This is a genomic window from Desulforhopalus sp. IMCC35007 (assembly GCF_005116575.1).
In the GTDB taxonomy this organism is placed as follows: Bacteria; Desulfobacterota; Desulfobulbia; order Desulfobulbales; family Desulfocapsaceae; genus Desulforhopalus_A.
Window position 1 is genome coordinate 306,730 of sequence record NZ_SWCN01000004.1, and the last position, 16,988, is coordinate 323,717.

Genomic DNA, 16,988 nt, shown 5'->3' on the forward strand with positions numbered 1-16,988 from the left:
GGCCTCTTGCTTCTGTGCGCTGACATGGGTACGTTTGGATGCGCCTGATAGCAGTCCTGGCGGCGACTCCAGGGTGCCAATATAATTGCGTCTAGCGCCGAGGATGTTCAGTCACACATTCACAGTGCTTTCAATGAGATCCTAAAAACGGAACGAGGAAAGATGATTGATTTACTGAAAAAGTTTGAACGTATCGTTACTGGGCTATTGGTTATAATGTTGGCTTTGGTGGTCGTTTTAGCATTGATCGATCTTGGCTGGCTTCTGGTTCAGGACATTTTGAAGCCCCCATTATTCATTCTTGAGATAGGAGATTTGCTAGAAATATTCGGTGTTTTCCTCCTAGTCCTCATTGGCCTCGAACTGCTAGAAACAGTTAAATGTTATTACCTCAAAGGCAAGATCGAACTGAAAGTGATCTTTACCGTCGCACTGATTGCCATTGGCCGAAAGATCATAATTCTAGAGCCTGACAAATATAGTGGCTTGACACTCATCGGCATTGGGGTCATTATTCTTGCCCTCGTCGCTGGTTACTTCGTAGTTTCCTCTACAGGCATGAAATTTCAGAGAAGCCTCACAAAACCGGTGATATAGCTAGGGATCGTCGGCTGTTATTGATAATGTTGCTGGCCCTCGCCGTCGTTCTCGGTTACACCTTACTGTCATTGCCTGACCATGCAGAAGGTCTCTAGAAAATGGTGGCCGATAAAATGGAGATGAGCCGAGGAAGTTTCCCCTGTGTGTATTTAAGAAATTGTCTCAAAAACCTAACAATTCAAAATCTGATTACCCCCATTCTTCAGCACGTTTTAATTTATACTGAGGTAGAGGTTGGGTTTTAATCGCCTGCTTAATCAAAATCTCAATCATGGAGCCCATATCAAACCTGTTATTAAATCGAAAATTGAATTCAGCTAAACATCTAGGCAAGTGCTTGCAACTCACAGAATGATATGTGCCGTGAATAGACCTTTTGACATTGCCAATCATGGTATTGACCCAATGAAAGAACTTGTTGTCTGGATCTTCATATATCCCAGCAGTGTTGATTGAGTGATGAAGATCCACTACATGGCAAATACTAGAAAATGACCTAAAGCCATCTGTAACGACGACACAATTATCGTCGAGGTGCCTTAAAGCCCATCTCTCAATTTCATTGGAGGTAAATGCTTTAACTTTACTCATCCGCATGTGAATTGGGTGACCATTATCGTTATGGGAGACTGCTGCGAGAAATGGTGTTTTACCAGATGCTCCGCGACCTCGTTTTCCACTTTTTTTACCACCCCAGTACACATCATCAAGCTCAACAAGGTTATCAAGACGTAGAGAATCATCAGAACTCTTCATGACATGCTGAATTTTTTGCTTCAACCTGAAGGCCGCATTTACAGAAATTCCAAGTAGCCTTCTCAAATGGAGAGCCGATAAGCCATCTTTAGATTGAGTTATGAAGTAGATAGCCAGAAACCAAGTAGTAAGGGGAAGTTTAGACGATCCGAAGATTGTTCCACTTATGAGAGAGCTTTGATGTTTGCAAGTAGTGCATTGATATAGATTGCGTGTTGTTATGGTATAATAGTGGTTGCAACCACATTGAGGGCAGCAAAACCCAGTAGGCCATTTCATGTTAAAGAGCCTATTTCTACAATCCTCTTCAGTACCATATGATTTTAGAAAGTTCTGCAAGCTCAAACCTTTTTGAAATTGTATTTTGTTTTTAGGCATATCCCTCCTCCTGTTTTTTAGAGGTATTATGACACACCTGGTAGGACAAATAGTGTCCTACCTCAATACTCTTTTCACCTCTACTGAACTTTAGGGGTAATCAGAATTCAAAAAGATACTTTCAATCTCTGGAAGATCAAAATATTCATTGAGATCCTAGTGTGATATAAAGCATTTCAGATTACGTATACTTCCAAAAAATCAACCGAGACGATTACTCAATTTCTGACCATCATCGGCGTTGATACTTTCTTATCGGTCGACATTTTCAAACCACTTGATCAGGGTAACTCTAGTGCCCTTATTGCTTTGCTCATTTTTAAACTATCTTTGATAAAGCTCGGCCTGAAATTACGCCATTTCTGAACTATTCCATATAAATAGACAGGCCTACCTGCACCGGAAAGCCCTTACTGAATTACACTGACGTGAGCTTGGCATTGCCAGCGGGAATCTTTGCAGGAACAGATCGATCTGTATTCATCCCTCTTTTGGTCACACACCAATACAGAAAATCCCTGTTGATTTGCCTTCAAATACTCATTAACATGTTAGGTTGTGTATGGGGGAGGCTAAGATCCCTCTTTTGGTTCCAGTTTGGTTCTTTTCTCGATGAATCAACCCTACTGAGTAGATAATATTCCAGGGTTGCCCGATTATTTGATCATACTATATTTTTTGACGTTTACGTGAACAATAAATCAGCCAAAAAAAATCCAATGTTTTAAAAAAACCATCTATATTTCTTGACTGTTGCAATAACAGTCCTTTTGTTTTCATCTTTGAGCCATGCTGAAGAAACATTACAACCTCAAGAGGATGGAAAAGAAATACTGACCATTCTTAACTGGTCTGACTATATGGATTCTGAAGTCATTCGTGAATTCGAAGAAATGTATAATGTTCAGGTAAAAGAAGTGTATTTTGAAACAGAGGATTTGCGGACCGACATGTTACTTCGGGCAACTGGTAAAAAAATAGATTTAGTGGTCTGCAACGATATTGCTATCAGAGCATATGCTAAAATTGGCTGGATTGAGCCACTGGCTAGAGAAGAAATTCCTAACCTCAAATATATTGATCCCAGATGGCAAAAACTATCCCCAGAAAGTCAGCGGTATGGCGTCCCCTATCTTTGGGGAACCACCGGTATAGCCTATAGGAAAGATAAGGTTACTACCCCTGTGAAAAGCTGGAAGGCTTTATTTCAGCCGAATGAAGAATTACGTCAAAAAATTCTGATGGTAAATGATGTTGGTGATATCTTTGGTATGGCACTTAAATTATTAGGGTATTCAGCAAACAGTACAGACCCTGAGAACTATGAAGAGGTCGAGAAACTCCTTGTCAGCCAAAGGCCGTTCGTCAGAAATTATGGCTATATTTCCCTTGACGAATCATCGGTTCTCGTCACAGGCGATGTCTGGATGGCAATGATATATAACGGTGACGCAATTGCGCTCATGGAATATCAGCCCTCGATCGAATACATTGTCCCAGATGAAGGTGGAAACATATGGGTCGATTACCTCTGTGTAATGCAGTCGTCAGATAATAAAAAACTGGCTGCAAAATTTATAAATTTTCTGAATATACCCAAAAACGCTGCACGTATTGCGGTGTCTGCCTATTATGCCTCACCGAACAAGGCTGCAGAGAAATTATTACCGGAAGATTTTCTCAACAACCCTACGATATATCCCTCTCAAGAGGTTCTGGCAAAATCTGAAATATATCTGCCGTTGCCTGTTAATATAACGAAAATGAAAAACAGTATTTTGAGTCGCATTCTACAGAAATAGGGGCTTGCTTGAAATTACAAACCAAAATACGCTATTTTCTGATTCCTCTTATTGTAGGACCGGTACTTGCCATTGGCTTGATTTCGTATATTACTCTGAAAAACATCTCTGAAAAAGCCAGCCAGGTAGAAATAAATACCAAGATGGCTCAACTTGAAACACAGATCCGTTTCATTCGTCAGACGGCCGAGGCCAATATAGAGCTGTTTTCTAAGTCAGATATTCTGGAGCAATATTTACGCACGGAAAATGAGTGGCAACGCTTTTACCTCATGCAGCCACCTCTGATTAGACAATTTGCTAGTTATCAATCGGCATATCCTTATTATCATGAGATTCGAGTTCTTTCACCTGACGGTACAGAAGATACCCGCTATGCTGTTAACAGCCTCAATAAGAACTCAGTAAATGAATCTGACACTTCTGTTTTTAAAATCAGTCAAACCTCCAAACGAGATGTCAATTCCCTATTTTTAGAAAATCACGACAACAGCCATACCGAACTGTTTGTTATAAAAAAAATACGTCTTCGGCCATATGATCAGAATCCAGATTCTACAGTACAAAATCACCAGGTGTATGGTTACCTTGTTCTCACAGTTGCCTTGGATTTTCTACAACAACTGATTCTCGACAATCCCATTGGAGAGAGTGGCTATATGTTTCTCACGGATAACAGCGGCAAAGTGTTGTTCCATGTCAACATGGAGAAAATCAGGACCAACTTACCACCAATTCTCTTTCAAAATATTGTTGAGACTATACGTCAGGAGGCCAGATTAGAGACAAAAATTGATGGACGTTCTTCGATTGTCCAAGGTAGAACTCTAGGTGACGATCTATTCTTGTTCGCGGTGCTTCCAGAAAATGAGCACCGAGCAGCCAGACAACGTCTAGCTCTGCTTGTTTCGTTTTTCACGGTAATGACCATATTGATCACAATGAAATTATTCGGAGAATTTCTCAGACGTACTATTGTCATACCTGTCGGGAAATTGTTGAAGGTGGCAGAAGAAATAGGACGAGGAAATTTTTCTGCTACAATAGACTTAAAGGGAACTGACGAAATAAATGTCCTTGCTGAGTCCATGCAAGACATGAGTCTGAGATTGCAGGACTCCAATAAACAGATATTATCCTCACTTGCGGAAAAAGAAGTACTTTTAAGGGAGATACATCACCGAGTAAAAAATAATATGGCAGTGATCTCAAGTATGCTGAACCTTCAGTCTGGTAAATCCAAGAATAGTGAAGTTGCAGGTGCGCTACAAGAAGCACAGAACAGAATCCAGGCGATGGCACTTATTCATGATACAATTTATCGTTCTGATGAGTTTGGTAAAGTATTGCTCAATGACTACATTAAAAAATTAGTATTGTGCTTAGACAATGTCTTTACGGCTGATGAGAATAGAGTCGTACACTATGAGATTGAGTCTTCAGAGATATTTCTTGAACTAAGTCAGGCGGTTTCATTTGGCTTGATTTTAAATGAAATTATAACAAACTCTTTGAAACACGCTTTTCCAAGTCAAGCAGGGACCGTCTATATCGAGGTTAAACGTTCTACGAATAATGCTATTGAACTGAAAGTCAGTGACAATGGTATTGGCATTAAGGATATTGAAACTGCAAAGAGTAGTTCTGGTTCCATGGGGTTAAAGATCATCTCACTTTTAACGGAACAACTGCATGGGGAGTTGGAGATTAATAGTTTGGAAACAGGTTTGGAGTTTAATTTAAAATTTCCATCTTCCCTTTAATATTGGTGATGTGATTATGGCAACCCCACGTTTAATGATTGTCGAAGACGAAAGAATTATAGCAGCAGATCTAGAGGAACAGCTTGTAGGTTTGGGGTACGAAGTATGTGCCAATGTGGCCTCTGGTGAAGAAGCAATCGTTGTCAATGAAAAAGAGTCTTTGGATCTTGTTTTGATGGATATTCAGCTTGATGGTGCTATAGATGGTACAGAAGCTGCTCAAAAAATTTTTGAAGCAACTCATGTACCTGTAGTATTTGTAACAGCCTATTCTGACAAAAAAACCTTGAACAAGGGAAAGCTCTCTGAACCATATGGCTATCTTATAAAACCATATCGCATCAGAGACCTTAGCTCAACTATAGAAATGGCGCTGAACAAGGCGGCAGCTGATGCGAAGTTGAGAATTGCACATTTAGAGCTCGAAAAAGCTCTAGAAGAACTCAAAACTTTGAAAGAGATTATTCCTATCTGTTCGTGTTGTAAAAAAGTTCGTGGTAAAGAAGGTTCTTGGACACTGCTCGAACAATATATCAGAGAACATTCTCTAGCGGATTTCACTCATGGTATATGTGAAGATTGTGCTGAAAAACTGTATGCAAATGAGAGCTGGTATCAGGAGATGATGGATACTACTCTTGGTAAAAAAGAAGAGTGATTGTAGGTGTTTTCATGTGAAGTAGTCGTTAATTCCAAGCTTTCCACCATCCTCTAATACTATAGCAATTCTATTGTCCATACGGGTCTAAAGAGCCTTGATGTGAGAGCGGACCCTTTGCCGCGGTCCATTAAGTTGTTAGACCGATGTGAGATATCAAAGTTATCAGGCCAATTTTATATTTTTACAGTCAGTATGTTTTTACTATACCTTCAGAGATTAAATATACAGAAGTAGTTAGGACATCTTTTCCAGTTCAAGATCGATTGCATCTATTTTTTCCTGGGCTTCTTCCCATTTAGCGTACCATCTGTCCAGATGCCGTTTACATTCTTCATACTCTTTTGAAGTATCGGTCCAACCTTTTTCATCACTATAAAGCGAAGGGTCTGCCATCTTTGTCTCGAGCTGCTCTTTCTTGGTTTCGAACTCCTCCACCTGGGCCTCTGCCTCGGAAAGCTTTTTCAACCAAGGTCCCGCACGACGACTGCGTTCCTGGCGTTTCAAGGCTTCCAGACGCTTTTTCTCCTTACGGTTCTCAACGCCTTCAGATGAGCCAGCCTTGCCATTGTCGGTCACTTTCTCATCAGCTGTTTTTAGATCTTTTTCCTGGGCCTCAAGTTCTTCAACCTTGGTAAGATATTCTGTAATATTACCCTCAAACATGGTGATATTACCATCCCGAACCTCAAGGACTTTGTTCACAAAGCTATCGAGGAAATAGCGATTATGAGAAACAACAACAATTGTACCGTCGTACTGGGCCATTGCCTCCATGAGTACATCCTGGGAACTCATATCCAGATGGTTGGTCGGTTCATCAAGCAGCATACAGTTGGCGGGTATGGCGATCATCTTGGCCAGTGCCAGACGACTCTTTTCACCTCCGGACAAAACAGCAACCTTTTTATCGACCTCTTCTCCACGAAACAAAAAAGCCCCGAGCAGTGAGCGGATTCGGGTTATGGTCATATCTTCACCTGCAAAAGACATGGTCTCAAGCACTGAATACTGGGGTGAAAGCTCCTGGGCCTGATGCTGGCCGAAGTAGGTCATTTTTACATTGGCGCCAAAAACAATGTTGCCCTCATCGGGCTCCATTTCACCGGCCACAATCTTTAAAAAGGTTGTTTTTCCAGCACCATTGACACCAACGACCGCAACCTTATCGCCCCTGTTTAACAGGAGGTCTACCCCACTAAAGACCTTCTGCTGGTCAAACGTTTTACTCAAACCAGTAACCTTCAGCACATCTCTGCCGCTATCGGGTGCCGGAGGAAAACGGAATCTAATCTGACTTTCTTCATCGGAAAGCTCAATAAGTTCCATCTTTTCTAACTGTTTAACCCGACTCTGTACCTGCCGCGCTTTTGTGGCCTTGGCTCTGAATTTATCAACAAAGCGCATGGTCTGCTTGATCTTTGCCTGCTGGTTGTCATAGGCGCCTTTTTCTATGGCTCGTCGTTCTATTTTTTCCTGGGTGTAATAGGTGTAGTTACCCTTATATACGTCTATTTTACCAAAGCTCAATTCCCATATCCGCTCGCAGGTCTTATCCAGAAAGGTCCTGTCATGGGAAATAATAACCATGGAACCTTTATAATTTTTCAGGAACTGCTCAACCCAGGTGAGTGAGACTATATCAAGATGGTTGGTGGGTTCATCGAGCAACAGAAGTGAGGGTGATTCCAGTAACATCTTGGCAAGTTTGAGGCGCATCTGCCAGCCACCGGAAAAAGAGGCAACCGGCTTTTCCATATCTTCCCGGCTAAAACCAAGCCCCAGCAGTACCTTTTCAATCTTGCCGCTGATGGAATAGATATCACTGCCTTCGAGTTGTTGCATGATTTCGCCATGATCGAGCAGTAGCTGCTGAAACCCTTCTGATTCATGATCGGCGGATTCCATCTCTTCATGAAGGCGGTCAGCCTCTGCCTGTAGAGCAAGCAGAGGCGCAAAGGCTGTTTCTGCCTCGGCAAAAAGGGTCCTTTCAGAAAAGAACTCGGTGGATTCCTGAGCCAGGTAACCGATGGAAAAATATTTCGAACAGCTTACAACACCATCATCGGTATTGGTTATTCCAGCCATGATTTTGAGTAAAGTGGTCTTTCCTGCACCATTAACCCCCACGAGGCCGACACGGTTGCCCTTGTGAACCTGTATGGAAATATTTTTAAAAAGATACTTCTCGCCAAATCGTAGATCGAGGTTATTTACTGACAACATACTCTGTACATCCCCTTTGCATATTCCTGTCGACCACCAAAGTAAAACGATTTTTAAAACCGAGTTCCTCCAGACGGTTCATATTTTGTTTCCTGTTACCAATCATAGAAGAGAGATCACGTTCTGAAAGGTGTATTTCAAGCACTTCCCCGCTTTGTAGCATGGCCAGTTGTTTCCTTATTTGCTTTAACCAGAGTCTTGACTGTACAAGTTCCCCAAAGGCGGGATGATAGGGTCCTGCAATGAGACTTTTTTCAAGACTTGTCGAGGGCTGCAGACCCATGCGAATAACACCGATTCCTGCCCGGCTAAATTTTTCATAACTATAGGCGGTAAGGGCTATGGCCTTGGACAGACTTAACGGGAGAAAGCCACCCTGCCTGTAGAGCTGGGCAAGGCCTGAATTTTCTACCACAAGACAAGGATAGATGCGCACAAAATCAGGCCCCAGTCCTATGACCTGCTCAACAGTTTTTAAAAATGAAAAAATTGTATCACCCGGCAATCCCGGCATCAGCTGAATGCCAATTTCTATACCATCCTTTTTCAACATTCTAAATGCTTTTTCGCAGTCCGCCGCAGTGTGGCCGCGTCTGGAACGTTGCAAAACAGTGTCGTCCAGCGACTGCACCCCAAGCTCTACAGTGGTTACATTGTATTGCCTCAAATGATCGCAGACCGCCTGATCCACACAGTCAGGACGGGTGGAACACCTGATTGAATGGACTTTATTTGCTGCGATAAAAGGTTGTACTGCCTGAAGAAGAGCTGCCTGTTCCTCTCTTTCCAGACAGGTAAAAGATCCTCCATAGAAAGCAACCTGTACCTGCTCCCGCGCTCCCTGGTGCTCCAGCCATTCCTCAATGATCTCCTGGACCGGTACCCTGGCCTTTTCCTGCCTTTTTGTCCCTGAGATTTCCTGTTGATTACAGAACAGACAATCATGGGGACAGCCTCTATGGGGAATAAAGACCGGGATGACAAGGACGTTTTTCATGTATTGTTTGCCTGCAGTTCAGCAATCGCCATGGCAGCGGCCCTTTGCTCCGCTACTTTTTTTGACCCCGCCTGACCAGAACCAAGAACCTGCTCACGAAAAATTACAGAAATGGAAAAAAGTTTTTTATGGGAAGGGCCTTCCTCCCCGTCGAGGACGTATACAGGCGCTTCATTATATTTTTCCTGTAGAAGTTCCTGAAGTCGACTCTTTGAATCAGCAACGAGTAGCTCTTCCTTTTTGCCATCGAATGTGGGCAGAAAAAAACGTTCTACAAGACTTGCAACCACTTCATAGCCGCCATCTTCAAAAACTGCTCCGACAACAGCTTCATAGGCACAGGAAAGAATGGAGGCTTTCTGTCTCCCCTTCGAAGCATCTTCGCCTTTACCTAAATAAAGAAAGTCCCCAAGGCTGATCTCTCTGGCCATTTTTGCCAGATGCTGTTCATTGACAAGAGATGCTCGCAGCATGGTCAACTGCCCTTCCCGCATTTCTTCGTAGCGGTTAGAGAGAATATGACCAATGACAAGGTCAAGCACTGCGTCGCCGAGGAATTCGAGTTTTTCATTGTTTTCAATATCCTGCGACTGTTCAAAAGCATAGGAGGAATGGACGAGAGCACGCTGTAACAGACGTAAATCTGTGAATCGATATTCAAGTATTTTTTCAAACTCACACAGTCTGTCTTTGTTCATTCGTACCATCGAATCAATGTTCAATCCCATTTTTATAAATTTTCCTTGTCAAATTTTTTTAGTATGGTATAAAGGTGTCCTTCACAGGGGCGGCGTAGCCAAGTGGCCAAGGCAGTGGTCTGCAAAACCATTATTCATCGGTTCGACTCCGATCGCCGCCTCCAGGAATTCTAAAGGGATTACAGATATAACAATCTGTAATCCCTTTTTTTGTCCTGTGTCAACGGGCTCCACTCAGTCTGTGGATGATACCGCAACCAGACACCCATGGGATACGTAAGCCCATAGCGTGCCTGGTGCGCTGGCGCAAGAAATAACCCATATTGCTTGCAAGGTCAAGCTACATCACACCCTGCAGCCTCTCCCGCCTTACTCCACAGGAATTCCCCAGATCTCTTCTGAATACTGTTTAATTGTTCGATCTGTTGAAAATTTCCCCATCCTGGCCACGTTGAGGATGGATTTCTTCGTCCAGGTCTTCGGATCCAGAAAGGCCTCGCTGACCTGATTCTGGCAGGAGATATAAGATTCGAGATCCAGAAGCAGGAGGTAGGGATCATGCCGATCCATGAGACTGTCCACAAGTGGTTTGAACAGTTCCCGATCCCCGCCGCTAAACGATCCGTCTTCGATGGATTCTATAACCGCATTAATGGCAGGATTCATCTGACAGACCTGCCATGGGGTGCGGCTGATATTTTTTCTTTCAAACTCAGCTTCTTCTGCAGTCATGCCAAAAATGAAGATATTTTCTTCCCCCACTTCCTCACGGATCTCAATATTCGCCCCGTCCAAAGTCCCGATGGTCAAAGCTCCGTTGAGAGAAAATTTCATATTCCCCGTACCCGAAGCCTCGGTACCCGCGGTTGAAATCTGCTCTGAGAGGTCTGCCGCCGGCATGATGATCTCTGCCTGGGAAACATTATAATTGGGCAGGAAAACAACCTTGAGACGATTTTTAACCCTTGGGTCCTTGTTAATAACATCGCCGATGGAGGTGATCAGTTTAATAATGAGCTTGGCCCGCCAGTAGGAAGGGGCAGCCTTGCCAGCAAAAACAGCAGTTCGCGGCGCAACACCCTCTGCCTCACCATGGATAATACGATGATACAGGTGGATCAGATGCAGGGCGTTGAGCAGCTGTCTCTTGTATTCATGGATACGCTTCACCTGAATATCAAACATGGTTGTGGGGTCCACCACGACATTACAGTGTTTTTTGATATATCCTGCAAGTCGGGTCTTGTTATCCAGCTTAATGGTTTCCCAGGCCCTGCAAAACGCCGGGTCTTCCGCAAAAGGTTCCAGTCCGCGCAATAGATCAAGATTGGTCACCCAGTCGACCCCGATCTTTTCCGTGATGAGTGTCGCCAGATTGGGGTTGACATCAAGCAGCCACCTTCTCGGGGTAATACCGTTGGTCTTCGAATTGAATCTCCCCGGGAAAAACTCATGAAAGTCTGGAAAAATACGATCCTTTAACAGCTGCGAATGCAACTCGGCCACCCCGTTGACGCTGTGACTGCCAATAATTGCAAGGTGAGCCATCCGTACCATCTTGACAGGGCCTTCCTCAATTATGGACATATCGCGAAGCTTCCGCTCATTACCCGGATACTGTTCAGTGACTTCATCTAAAAATCGCTGGTTAATCTCATAGATTATTTCAAGATGACGGGGAAGTACCCGGCCCATCATATCAACCGTCCAACGCTCCAGCGCCTCAGGCATGAGGGTGTGATTGGTAAAAGCAAAGGTATCAACGGTGATCTTCCACGCCTGCTCCCAGTTCAGACCTTCGATATCGAGCAGCAACCGCATCAGTTCAGGAATGGCAATGGAAGGATGAGTGTCGTTAAGCTGTACGGCGACAAGCTGCGGGAATCTCTCAAAATTCCCATGCTTTTTCTTGTATCGCCGCATAATATCCTGGAATGTGGCCGCCACAAAAAAGTATTGCTGTTTAAGACGCAACTCCTGGCCTGCGTAGTTATGATCGGGGGGATAAAGAACTTTTGATATGGTCTCAGAACTCACCTTTGACTCAACCGCGCCGATGTAGTCTCCCCGACTAAAGTCCGCAAGATCAAGCTCCCTGGAAGATGAGGCTGACCAGAGGCGCATATTAATCACATGATCATTTTTGTAGCCAGGAACCATGATGTCACTCGCCTTGGCCATTACATTCTTGGTATTCACCCACTTTGTTCTGTATCTGCCGTTTGCGTCCTGGTAGGAAGTCACATTGCCGAAAAATTGTATCTTAAAGATTGGCATTGAACGTTCAAACTCCCAGGGGCAGCCATTTCGTAACCAGTTGTCCGGCCCTTCCACCTGATAACCATCAATCAGCTTTTGAAAAAACAATCCGTACTCATAGCGAATGCCATAGCCATAGGCTGGAATTTTGAGAGTGGCGATTGAATCCATGAAGCAGGCGGCAAGACGACCAAGACCACCATTACCAAGAGCCGCATCTTCTTCTTGGTCTCTGATCTCCTCCATGTCAAAACCAAGTTCTTCCACGGCGGTTTTCACATCGTGAAACAAACCAAGATTACTGACACTGTTGCCAAGAGATCGACCGATCAAAAATTCAAGGGAAAGGTAATACACCCGTTTTTTTTCTTTTGCATAGAAGGTCTTCTGGGTGGCTATCCATTTTTGTACCATGATGTCACGCATGGTGTAGGCCAGAGCCTTGTAAACATCCTGAGCTCCGGAACGCTCTGGATCCCTCCCCTGAAAACTCATCAGGTGGTGGATAATACTCTCTTTAATTGCGGTCACAGTTGGAGGGTAGGCATCAATAATCCCGGCCTCTCTCTCTGTTTCCGCCTGTGCTTTCATCTTCTCCAATATCTTCATCTCAGGCTCCTCCTGATGGATGTTTCCCACAATAACAGTCTGTTCCAGATTACACTCAGTGTCCACCCCGATGGAGACAGTCTGCTTTGCGCACTGGACAAACTTTTACAATGGATATATCTAATGTAACTACCCGGGAACCAAAAACGGAACTCCGGCAAGCACCACTGAAAATACACTCTTTGACGAGAATCCTCCTGTTCTGGTTTAATTTCCAGCACGGCTGAGCTTCTCCGACAAAACATGCTGATCAATATAAGTCTCTTTTCACCATTTGTAGACTCCACACTAATTTTTTAAACTTGCATTTATGGAAGATAAGGCCACAGGCATTGATATCTCTGGATTACAGTTGAACAAAACACCACCATGTGGTACGTAAAACTCCCTAAAACAAACAATTAAACGAACCACAGCTTGATATAATCATCAGAATCAAACAACATCAACAGGATTATTAAAAAAAATGAGCAAAAGGAAATCAACCCCGCAAACACCAGAATCTCCGGCTGTAAAAAAGTCTGATAACAGTCTGATAATTTACGCGGTAATCTTTATCGCCGGTTTTTTGAGTGGGATCGCATTCACCATATATAAATCATCAGACACAGTCGCTGTACCTGTTGCCAATCAGCAGCAAGAACACGAGCACGATACAGAAACAAGTCAGGCTCTTTTGAATCTGGAGGCGGAAGTAACTGCCAATCCAGACAATTTTCAAACATGGGTACAGCTTGGCAATCTGTATTTTGATACAAACCAACCAGAAAAAGCTATTACCGCGTACAACAAATCCCTCGACCTCCATTCCGGCAATGCCAATATTTTTACCGACCTAGGGGTCATGTACAGAAGGGCAAATCAGCCGAAAAAAGCTATCGAAGCATTTAACAAGGCTATTGCCCTGGATAGTAGCCACCTTCCCTCAAGGTTCAACAAAGGCATTGTGCTTATGTATGACCTCGATGATGCGAAAGGGGCCATCACCAGCTGGGAATCAATCCTCGCTATTGATCCCGATGCGAGAACGGGGAGTGGCGAAACCGTCCGAGACTTTATAACACAGATGAAAAAAGAGCTTGCGGATAAAAAGTAAGCCGACCCCCAAACATCCTGAACATTCTACGCTCAAAAGGAGCTCTCTATGAAATTTGAAACACTTGCCCTGCATGCAGGACAGAATATTGACCAGGAAACCAGGTCAAGGGCCGTCCCTATTTACCGAACCGCGGCTTATACCTTTAAAAATACCGAGCATGCTGCAAATCTGTTTGCCTTAAAAGAGCTTGGAAATATCTATACCCGCATAGGCAATCCCACTCAGGATGTTTTAGAGCAGCGTATGGCAAAACTGGAAGGAGGTGCAGCGGCCCTTGCTCTGGCCTCAGGCACCTCAGCTATCTTTTACACCATGATTAACATCTGTGCCCAAGGGGATGAGATCGTGGCTGCCAATAATCTTTACGGGGGAACCTATACCCAGTTCGATACAATTCTTCCCCAGCTTGGGATTAAGGTACACTTTGTCGACCCTGCCAACCCAGAAAACTTCAAGGCGGCAATTACCGAGAAAACCCGGGCACTCTACTGTGAGACCTTAGGTAACCCTTCTCTTGGCATGACAGACCTCGACGCCCTGGCAGCAATTGCAAAAGAACATCACCTGCCCCTTGTAGTCGACTCAACATTTACCCCACCATGTCTTCTCAGACCTATTGACCATGGGGCAGACATCGTCATCCACTCTCTCACGAAATGGATTGGCGGCCATGGAACGGCAATCGGGGGTATCGCCATTGACGCAGGAACTTTCAACTGGCAGGACCCGAAATTCAGCCTCTACAACGAACCGGACCCATCCTACCATGGCCTGCGCTACGCCCATGACCTCGGAGATCTCAACCCTGTTGCTTTTGCCCTTCGAATGCGCCTGGTTCCTCTGAGAAACCTCGGGGCTTCTATCAGTCCGGATAACTGCTGGTCTTTTCTACAGGGTATCGAAACACTCAGCCTGCGCATGAGCAAACATAACGAAAACGCGATGCACATTGCTCAATATCTCGATAGCCATGAAGGGGTCAATTGGGTATATTATCCCGGTCTCAGCAATTCTCCCGGACACAAAACCGCTGCAAAATACCTGAAAAATGGTTTTGGCGGTATGATTACCTTTGGTATCAAGGGCGGTCTGCAGGCGGGAAAGGCCTTTATTGACTCCCTGCAGCTTGTTTCCCACCTGGCCAATGTGGGTGATACAAAATCACTTGCCATTCATCCGGCATCCACCACCCATTCTCAACTGTCACCGCAGCAGTTAAAAGCGGCGGATATCGATGAAGGCATGGTTCGTCTTTCTGTTGGCATAGAGCATATTGACGATATAATAGAAGATCTCAGTCAGGCTCTTGAAAAAGCGGTCTGAAACCTAAAGCAGATACCAACGGTGTCTGCTTGCATAGATGTGTTGAAAGAAGAAATGAGGAGCATGGAAAATTCTGTTGGCATAGTTGAAAAACAGTTCTACACCTTTGCAGAGCCACCCCGCCAGATTACCCTTGAGAGCGGTGCAACGCTTGGACCTGTCACCATTGCATACGAGACATACGGTACGCTCTCTGAGAAAAAAGATAATGCAATTTTAATAGCCCATGCCTTCTCAGGGGATTCCCATGTGGCGGGTCATTATGCCTCGGACAAAGAGGGGGACAAGCCCGGCTGGTGGGATTTTCTGGTGGGTCCTGGAAAAGGTATAGATACCAATAAATATTTTGTCATCTGCCCTAATATTCTCGGCAGCTGTATGGGCTCTACGGGGCCCAGCTCCATCAACCCGGAAACCGGCAAACCGTACGGTCTGAAATTCCCCATGATGACCATAGGCGACATGGTGGTCACTCAAAAAATATTGATCGATCACCTCGGCATCAAGCGGTTGCGGGCGGTTGTTGGCGGCTCCGTCGGTGGGATGCAGGTTCAGGAATGGTGCGTGAAATATCCTGAAGCGGTCCAGGCAGCGATTCCCATTGCCACGACCATGCGCCATTCAGCACTTGCCATAGCTTTTAATGAAATTGCCCGGCAGTCGATTATCTCTGATCCCAACTGGAACAAAGGTGACTATTACGGCTCGCAACCTCCGAAAATGGGCCTTGCCGTAGCCCGGATGGTAGGCCACGTCACCTATCTCTCCGACGAGGCCATGCGGCGGAAATTTGGTCGAAGACTTCAAAACAAAGAAACCTTATCCTACGGCTTTGACGGTGATTTTCAGGTAGAGAGTTATCTGCGCCACCAGGGTTCAAAATTTGTTGATCGTTTTGACGCAAACTCCCTGCTCTATATCACCAAGGCCGCAGACTATTTTGACGTGGTAGACCTGATGAACAGGCCGGTTACCAAACAGTTGTCAGACAAAAAAATCAAATACCTTGTGGTCTCGTTCAGCTCCGACTGGCTCTACCCGACATATCAGGCAAAAGAACTTGTCCAGGCTCTCAAACGTCGAGGTGAGGATGTCAGCTTTTGCGAGATAGAAGCGGATTGCGGCCATGACGCATTCCTCATAGCCGATGAACGATTCATTTCACTTATCAGGGGGTTTATCAATGGTATCTCCTGATCCTGCAGCTATCCGCTTTGACCTGTCTATTATCAGTGCCGAAATTCCTGAAGGCAGTCGGGTGCTCGATCTCGGCTGTGGCAACGGTGACCTCCTTGCCTGGCTTACAGCCAACAAGGGCGTACGCGGTACTGGCATTGAACATGATAAAGCAAAAGCAGCGTACTGCATCGCCCGCGGGCTCACCGTCCTCCAAGGTGACCTCAACGAAGAGGTCCGCGACTATCCCGACTGCTGCTTTGACTATGTTATCCTGAGCCAGACCCTGCAACAGGTCTTTGAACCGGCAGCGCTGCTCTATTCACTTGCCAGAATCGGCAGAAAGGTAATCGTCAGTTTTCCAAATTTCAGTCACTACGCCAACAGACTTCAGCTCTTTTTCAAAGGGATCGCACCCAAAAGTGACAACCTTCCCTACTCCTGGTATGACACACCAAATATCAGGGTAATCACAATCAGAGACTTTAAAAAATTCTCCCGTGATGTTGGTTATAATATTACAAAAGAGATACTGATCAACACAAACCCCGCTAATAGTGATGGACACGTTGTCCACAATTTTACCAATCTTCGTGCCACCTACGGCATTTATATCATCGAGAAAGTACGACGTTAACGGGACT

At 44.7% G+C, this 16,988-nt stretch carries 13 protein-coding genes and 1 tRNA gene; 9 read left to right on the forward strand and 5 right to left on the reverse strand.

Annotated features, from left to right (window positions below; genetic code table 11):
* Window positions 1-162: 162 nt before the first annotated feature.
* Window positions 163-597 (forward strand): phosphate-starvation-inducible PsiE family protein, encoded by a 435-nt coding sequence (locus FCL48_RS06345; protein WP_136871412.1) that lies wholly within the window; start codon window positions 163-165, stop codon window positions 595-597.
* 192 nt (window positions 598-789) lie between these two features.
* On the opposite strand, the gene FCL48_RS06350 is transcribed toward FCL48_RS06345, so the two are convergent.
* Window positions 790-1,734, reverse strand: coding sequence for an IS1595 family transposase (locus tag FCL48_RS06350; RefSeq protein WP_136871413.1), 945 nt, complete (start codon window positions 1,732-1,734; stop codon window positions 790-792).
* Window positions 1,735-2,504: 770 nt separating this feature from the next.
* Here FCL48_RS06350 and FCL48_RS06355 point away from each other — a divergent pair.
* Genes FCL48_RS06355 through FCL48_RS06365 form a run of 3 tightly spaced genes read left to right on the forward strand, consistent with a single transcriptional unit; the run spans window position 2,505 to window position 5,957 of the window.
* Complete coding sequence (locus FCL48_RS06355) at window positions 2,505-3,536, forward strand: PotD/PotF family extracellular solute-binding protein (protein WP_136871414.1); 1,032 nt, start codon at window positions 2,505-2,507, stop codon at window positions 3,534-3,536.
* Between the two features lie 8 nt (window positions 3,537-3,544).
* Window positions 3,545-5,299, forward strand: coding sequence for a sensor histidine kinase (locus FCL48_RS06360; protein WP_136871415.1), 1,755 nt, complete (start codon window positions 3,545-3,547; stop codon window positions 5,297-5,299).
* Between the two features lie 16 nt (window positions 5,300-5,315).
* Window positions 5,316-5,957 carry a response regulator gene (locus FCL48_RS06365; protein WP_136871416.1) on the forward strand — a complete coding sequence of 214 codons (642 nt, stop codon included), beginning with the start codon at window positions 5,316-5,318 and terminating at the stop codon, window positions 5,955-5,957.
* Window positions 5,958-6,194: 237 nt separating this feature from the next.
* On the opposite strand, the gene FCL48_RS06370 is transcribed toward FCL48_RS06365, so the two are convergent.
* From FCL48_RS06370 to rnc, 3 genes are read right to left on the reverse strand one after another with little or no spacing between them, the layout of a single operon-like run.
* A complete protein-coding gene (locus tag FCL48_RS06370; RefSeq protein WP_136871417.1) occupies window positions 6,195-8,183 on the reverse strand; it encodes an ABC-F family ATP-binding cassette domain-containing protein in 1,989 nt (662 codons plus the stop codon).
* The gene (locus FCL48_RS06375) at window positions 8,167-9,180 is read right to left on the reverse strand and encodes an elongator complex protein 3 (protein ID WP_136871418.1); all 1,014 of its coding nucleotides are present in this window, start codon (window positions 9,178-9,180) and stop codon (window positions 8,167-8,169) included. Before FCL48_RS06375 ends, FCL48_RS06370 begins: the two co-directional genes overlap by 17 nt.
* Window positions 9,177-9,908: a ribonuclease III gene (gene rnc / locus FCL48_RS06380; protein ID WP_136871419.1), complete on the reverse strand. Its 732-nt coding sequence runs from the start codon at window positions 9,906-9,908 to the stop codon at window positions 9,177-9,179. Before rnc ends, FCL48_RS06375 begins: the two co-directional genes overlap by 4 nt.
* A gap of 58 nt (window positions 9,909-9,966) precedes the next feature.
* On the opposite strand from rnc, the gene FCL48_RS06385 reads away from it, so the two are divergent.
* A tRNA-Cys gene (locus FCL48_RS06385) sits at window positions 9,967-10,042 on the forward strand.
* Between the two features lie 205 nt (window positions 10,043-10,247).
* On the opposite strand, the gene FCL48_RS06390 is transcribed toward FCL48_RS06385, so the two are convergent.
* Window positions 10,248-12,746, reverse strand: a complete 2,499-nt coding sequence (locus FCL48_RS06390) for a glycogen/starch/alpha-glucan phosphorylase (RefSeq protein ID WP_240744766.1) — start codon at window positions 12,744-12,746, stop codon at window positions 10,248-10,250.
* A 466-nt stretch (window positions 12,747-13,212) separates the two neighbouring features.
* Between FCL48_RS06390 and FCL48_RS06395 the strand changes: the two genes are divergently transcribed.
* The 4 genes from FCL48_RS06395 to metW all read left to right on the forward strand — a co-directional run bounded on the left by FCL48_RS06395 (window position 13,213) and on the right by metW (window position 16,981).
* The gene (locus FCL48_RS06395; protein ID WP_136871420.1) at window positions 13,213-13,842 is read left to right on the forward strand and encodes a tetratricopeptide repeat protein; all 630 of its coding nucleotides are present in this window, start codon (window positions 13,213-13,215) and stop codon (window positions 13,840-13,842) included.
* A 48-nt stretch (window positions 13,843-13,890) separates the two neighbouring features.
* Complete coding sequence (locus tag FCL48_RS06400) at window positions 13,891-15,168, forward strand: O-acetylhomoserine aminocarboxypropyltransferase/cysteine synthase family protein (RefSeq protein ID WP_136871421.1); 1,278 nt, start codon at window positions 13,891-13,893, stop codon at window positions 15,166-15,168.
* 63 nt (window positions 15,169-15,231) lie between these two features.
* On the forward strand, window positions 15,232-16,365 hold the full coding sequence (locus FCL48_RS06405) for a homoserine O-acetyltransferase (RefSeq protein ID WP_240744767.1): 1,134 nt from the start codon (window positions 15,232-15,234) through the stop codon (window positions 16,363-16,365).
* Entirely contained in the window at window positions 16,352-16,981 is a 630-nt protein-coding gene (gene metW / locus FCL48_RS06410; protein WP_205747659.1) for a methionine biosynthesis protein MetW, read from the forward strand. The genes FCL48_RS06405 and metW overlap by 14 nt, the downstream gene beginning before the upstream one ends.
* Window positions 16,982-16,988: the final 7 nt, after the last annotated feature.

Coding starts and splice junctions, on each gene's coding strand:
- FCL48_RS06345 (WP_136871412.1), top strand. CDS start 163: ATGATTGATTTACTGAAAAAGTTTGAACGTATCGTTACTGGGCTATTG.
- FCL48_RS06350 (WP_136871413.1), bottom strand. CDS start 1,734: ATGCCTAAAAACAAAATACAATTTCAAAAAGGTTTGAGCTTGCAGAAC.
- FCL48_RS06365 (WP_136871416.1), top strand. CDS start 5,316: ATGGCAACCCCACGTTTAATGATTGTCGAAGACGAAAGAATTATAGCA.
- FCL48_RS06370 (WP_136871417.1), bottom strand. CDS start 8,183: ATGTTGTCAGTAAATAACCTCGATCTACGATTTGGCGAGAAGTATCTT.
- FCL48_RS06375 (WP_136871418.1), bottom strand. CDS start 9,180: ATGAAAAACGTCCTTGTCATCCCGGTCTTTATTCCCCATAGAGGCTGT.
- rnc (WP_136871419.1), bottom strand. CDS start 9,908: ATGGGATTGAACATTGATTCGATGGTACGAATGAACAAAGACAGACTG.
- FCL48_RS06390 (WP_240744766.1), bottom strand. CDS start 12,746: ATGAAGATATTGGAGAAGATGAAAGCACAGGCGGAAACAGAGAGAGAG.
- FCL48_RS06395 (WP_136871420.1), top strand. CDS start 13,213: ATGAGCAAAAGGAAATCAACCCCGCAAACACCAGAATCTCCGGCTGTA.
- FCL48_RS06400 (WP_136871421.1), top strand. CDS start 13,891: ATGAAATTTGAAACACTTGCCCTGCATGCAGGACAGAATATTGACCAG.
- FCL48_RS06405 (WP_240744767.1), top strand. CDS start 15,232: ATGGAAAATTCTGTTGGCATAGTTGAAAAACAGTTCTACACCTTTGCA.
- metW (WP_205747659.1), top strand. CDS start 16,352: ATGGTATCTCCTGATCCTGCAGCTATCCGCTTTGACCTGTCTATTATC.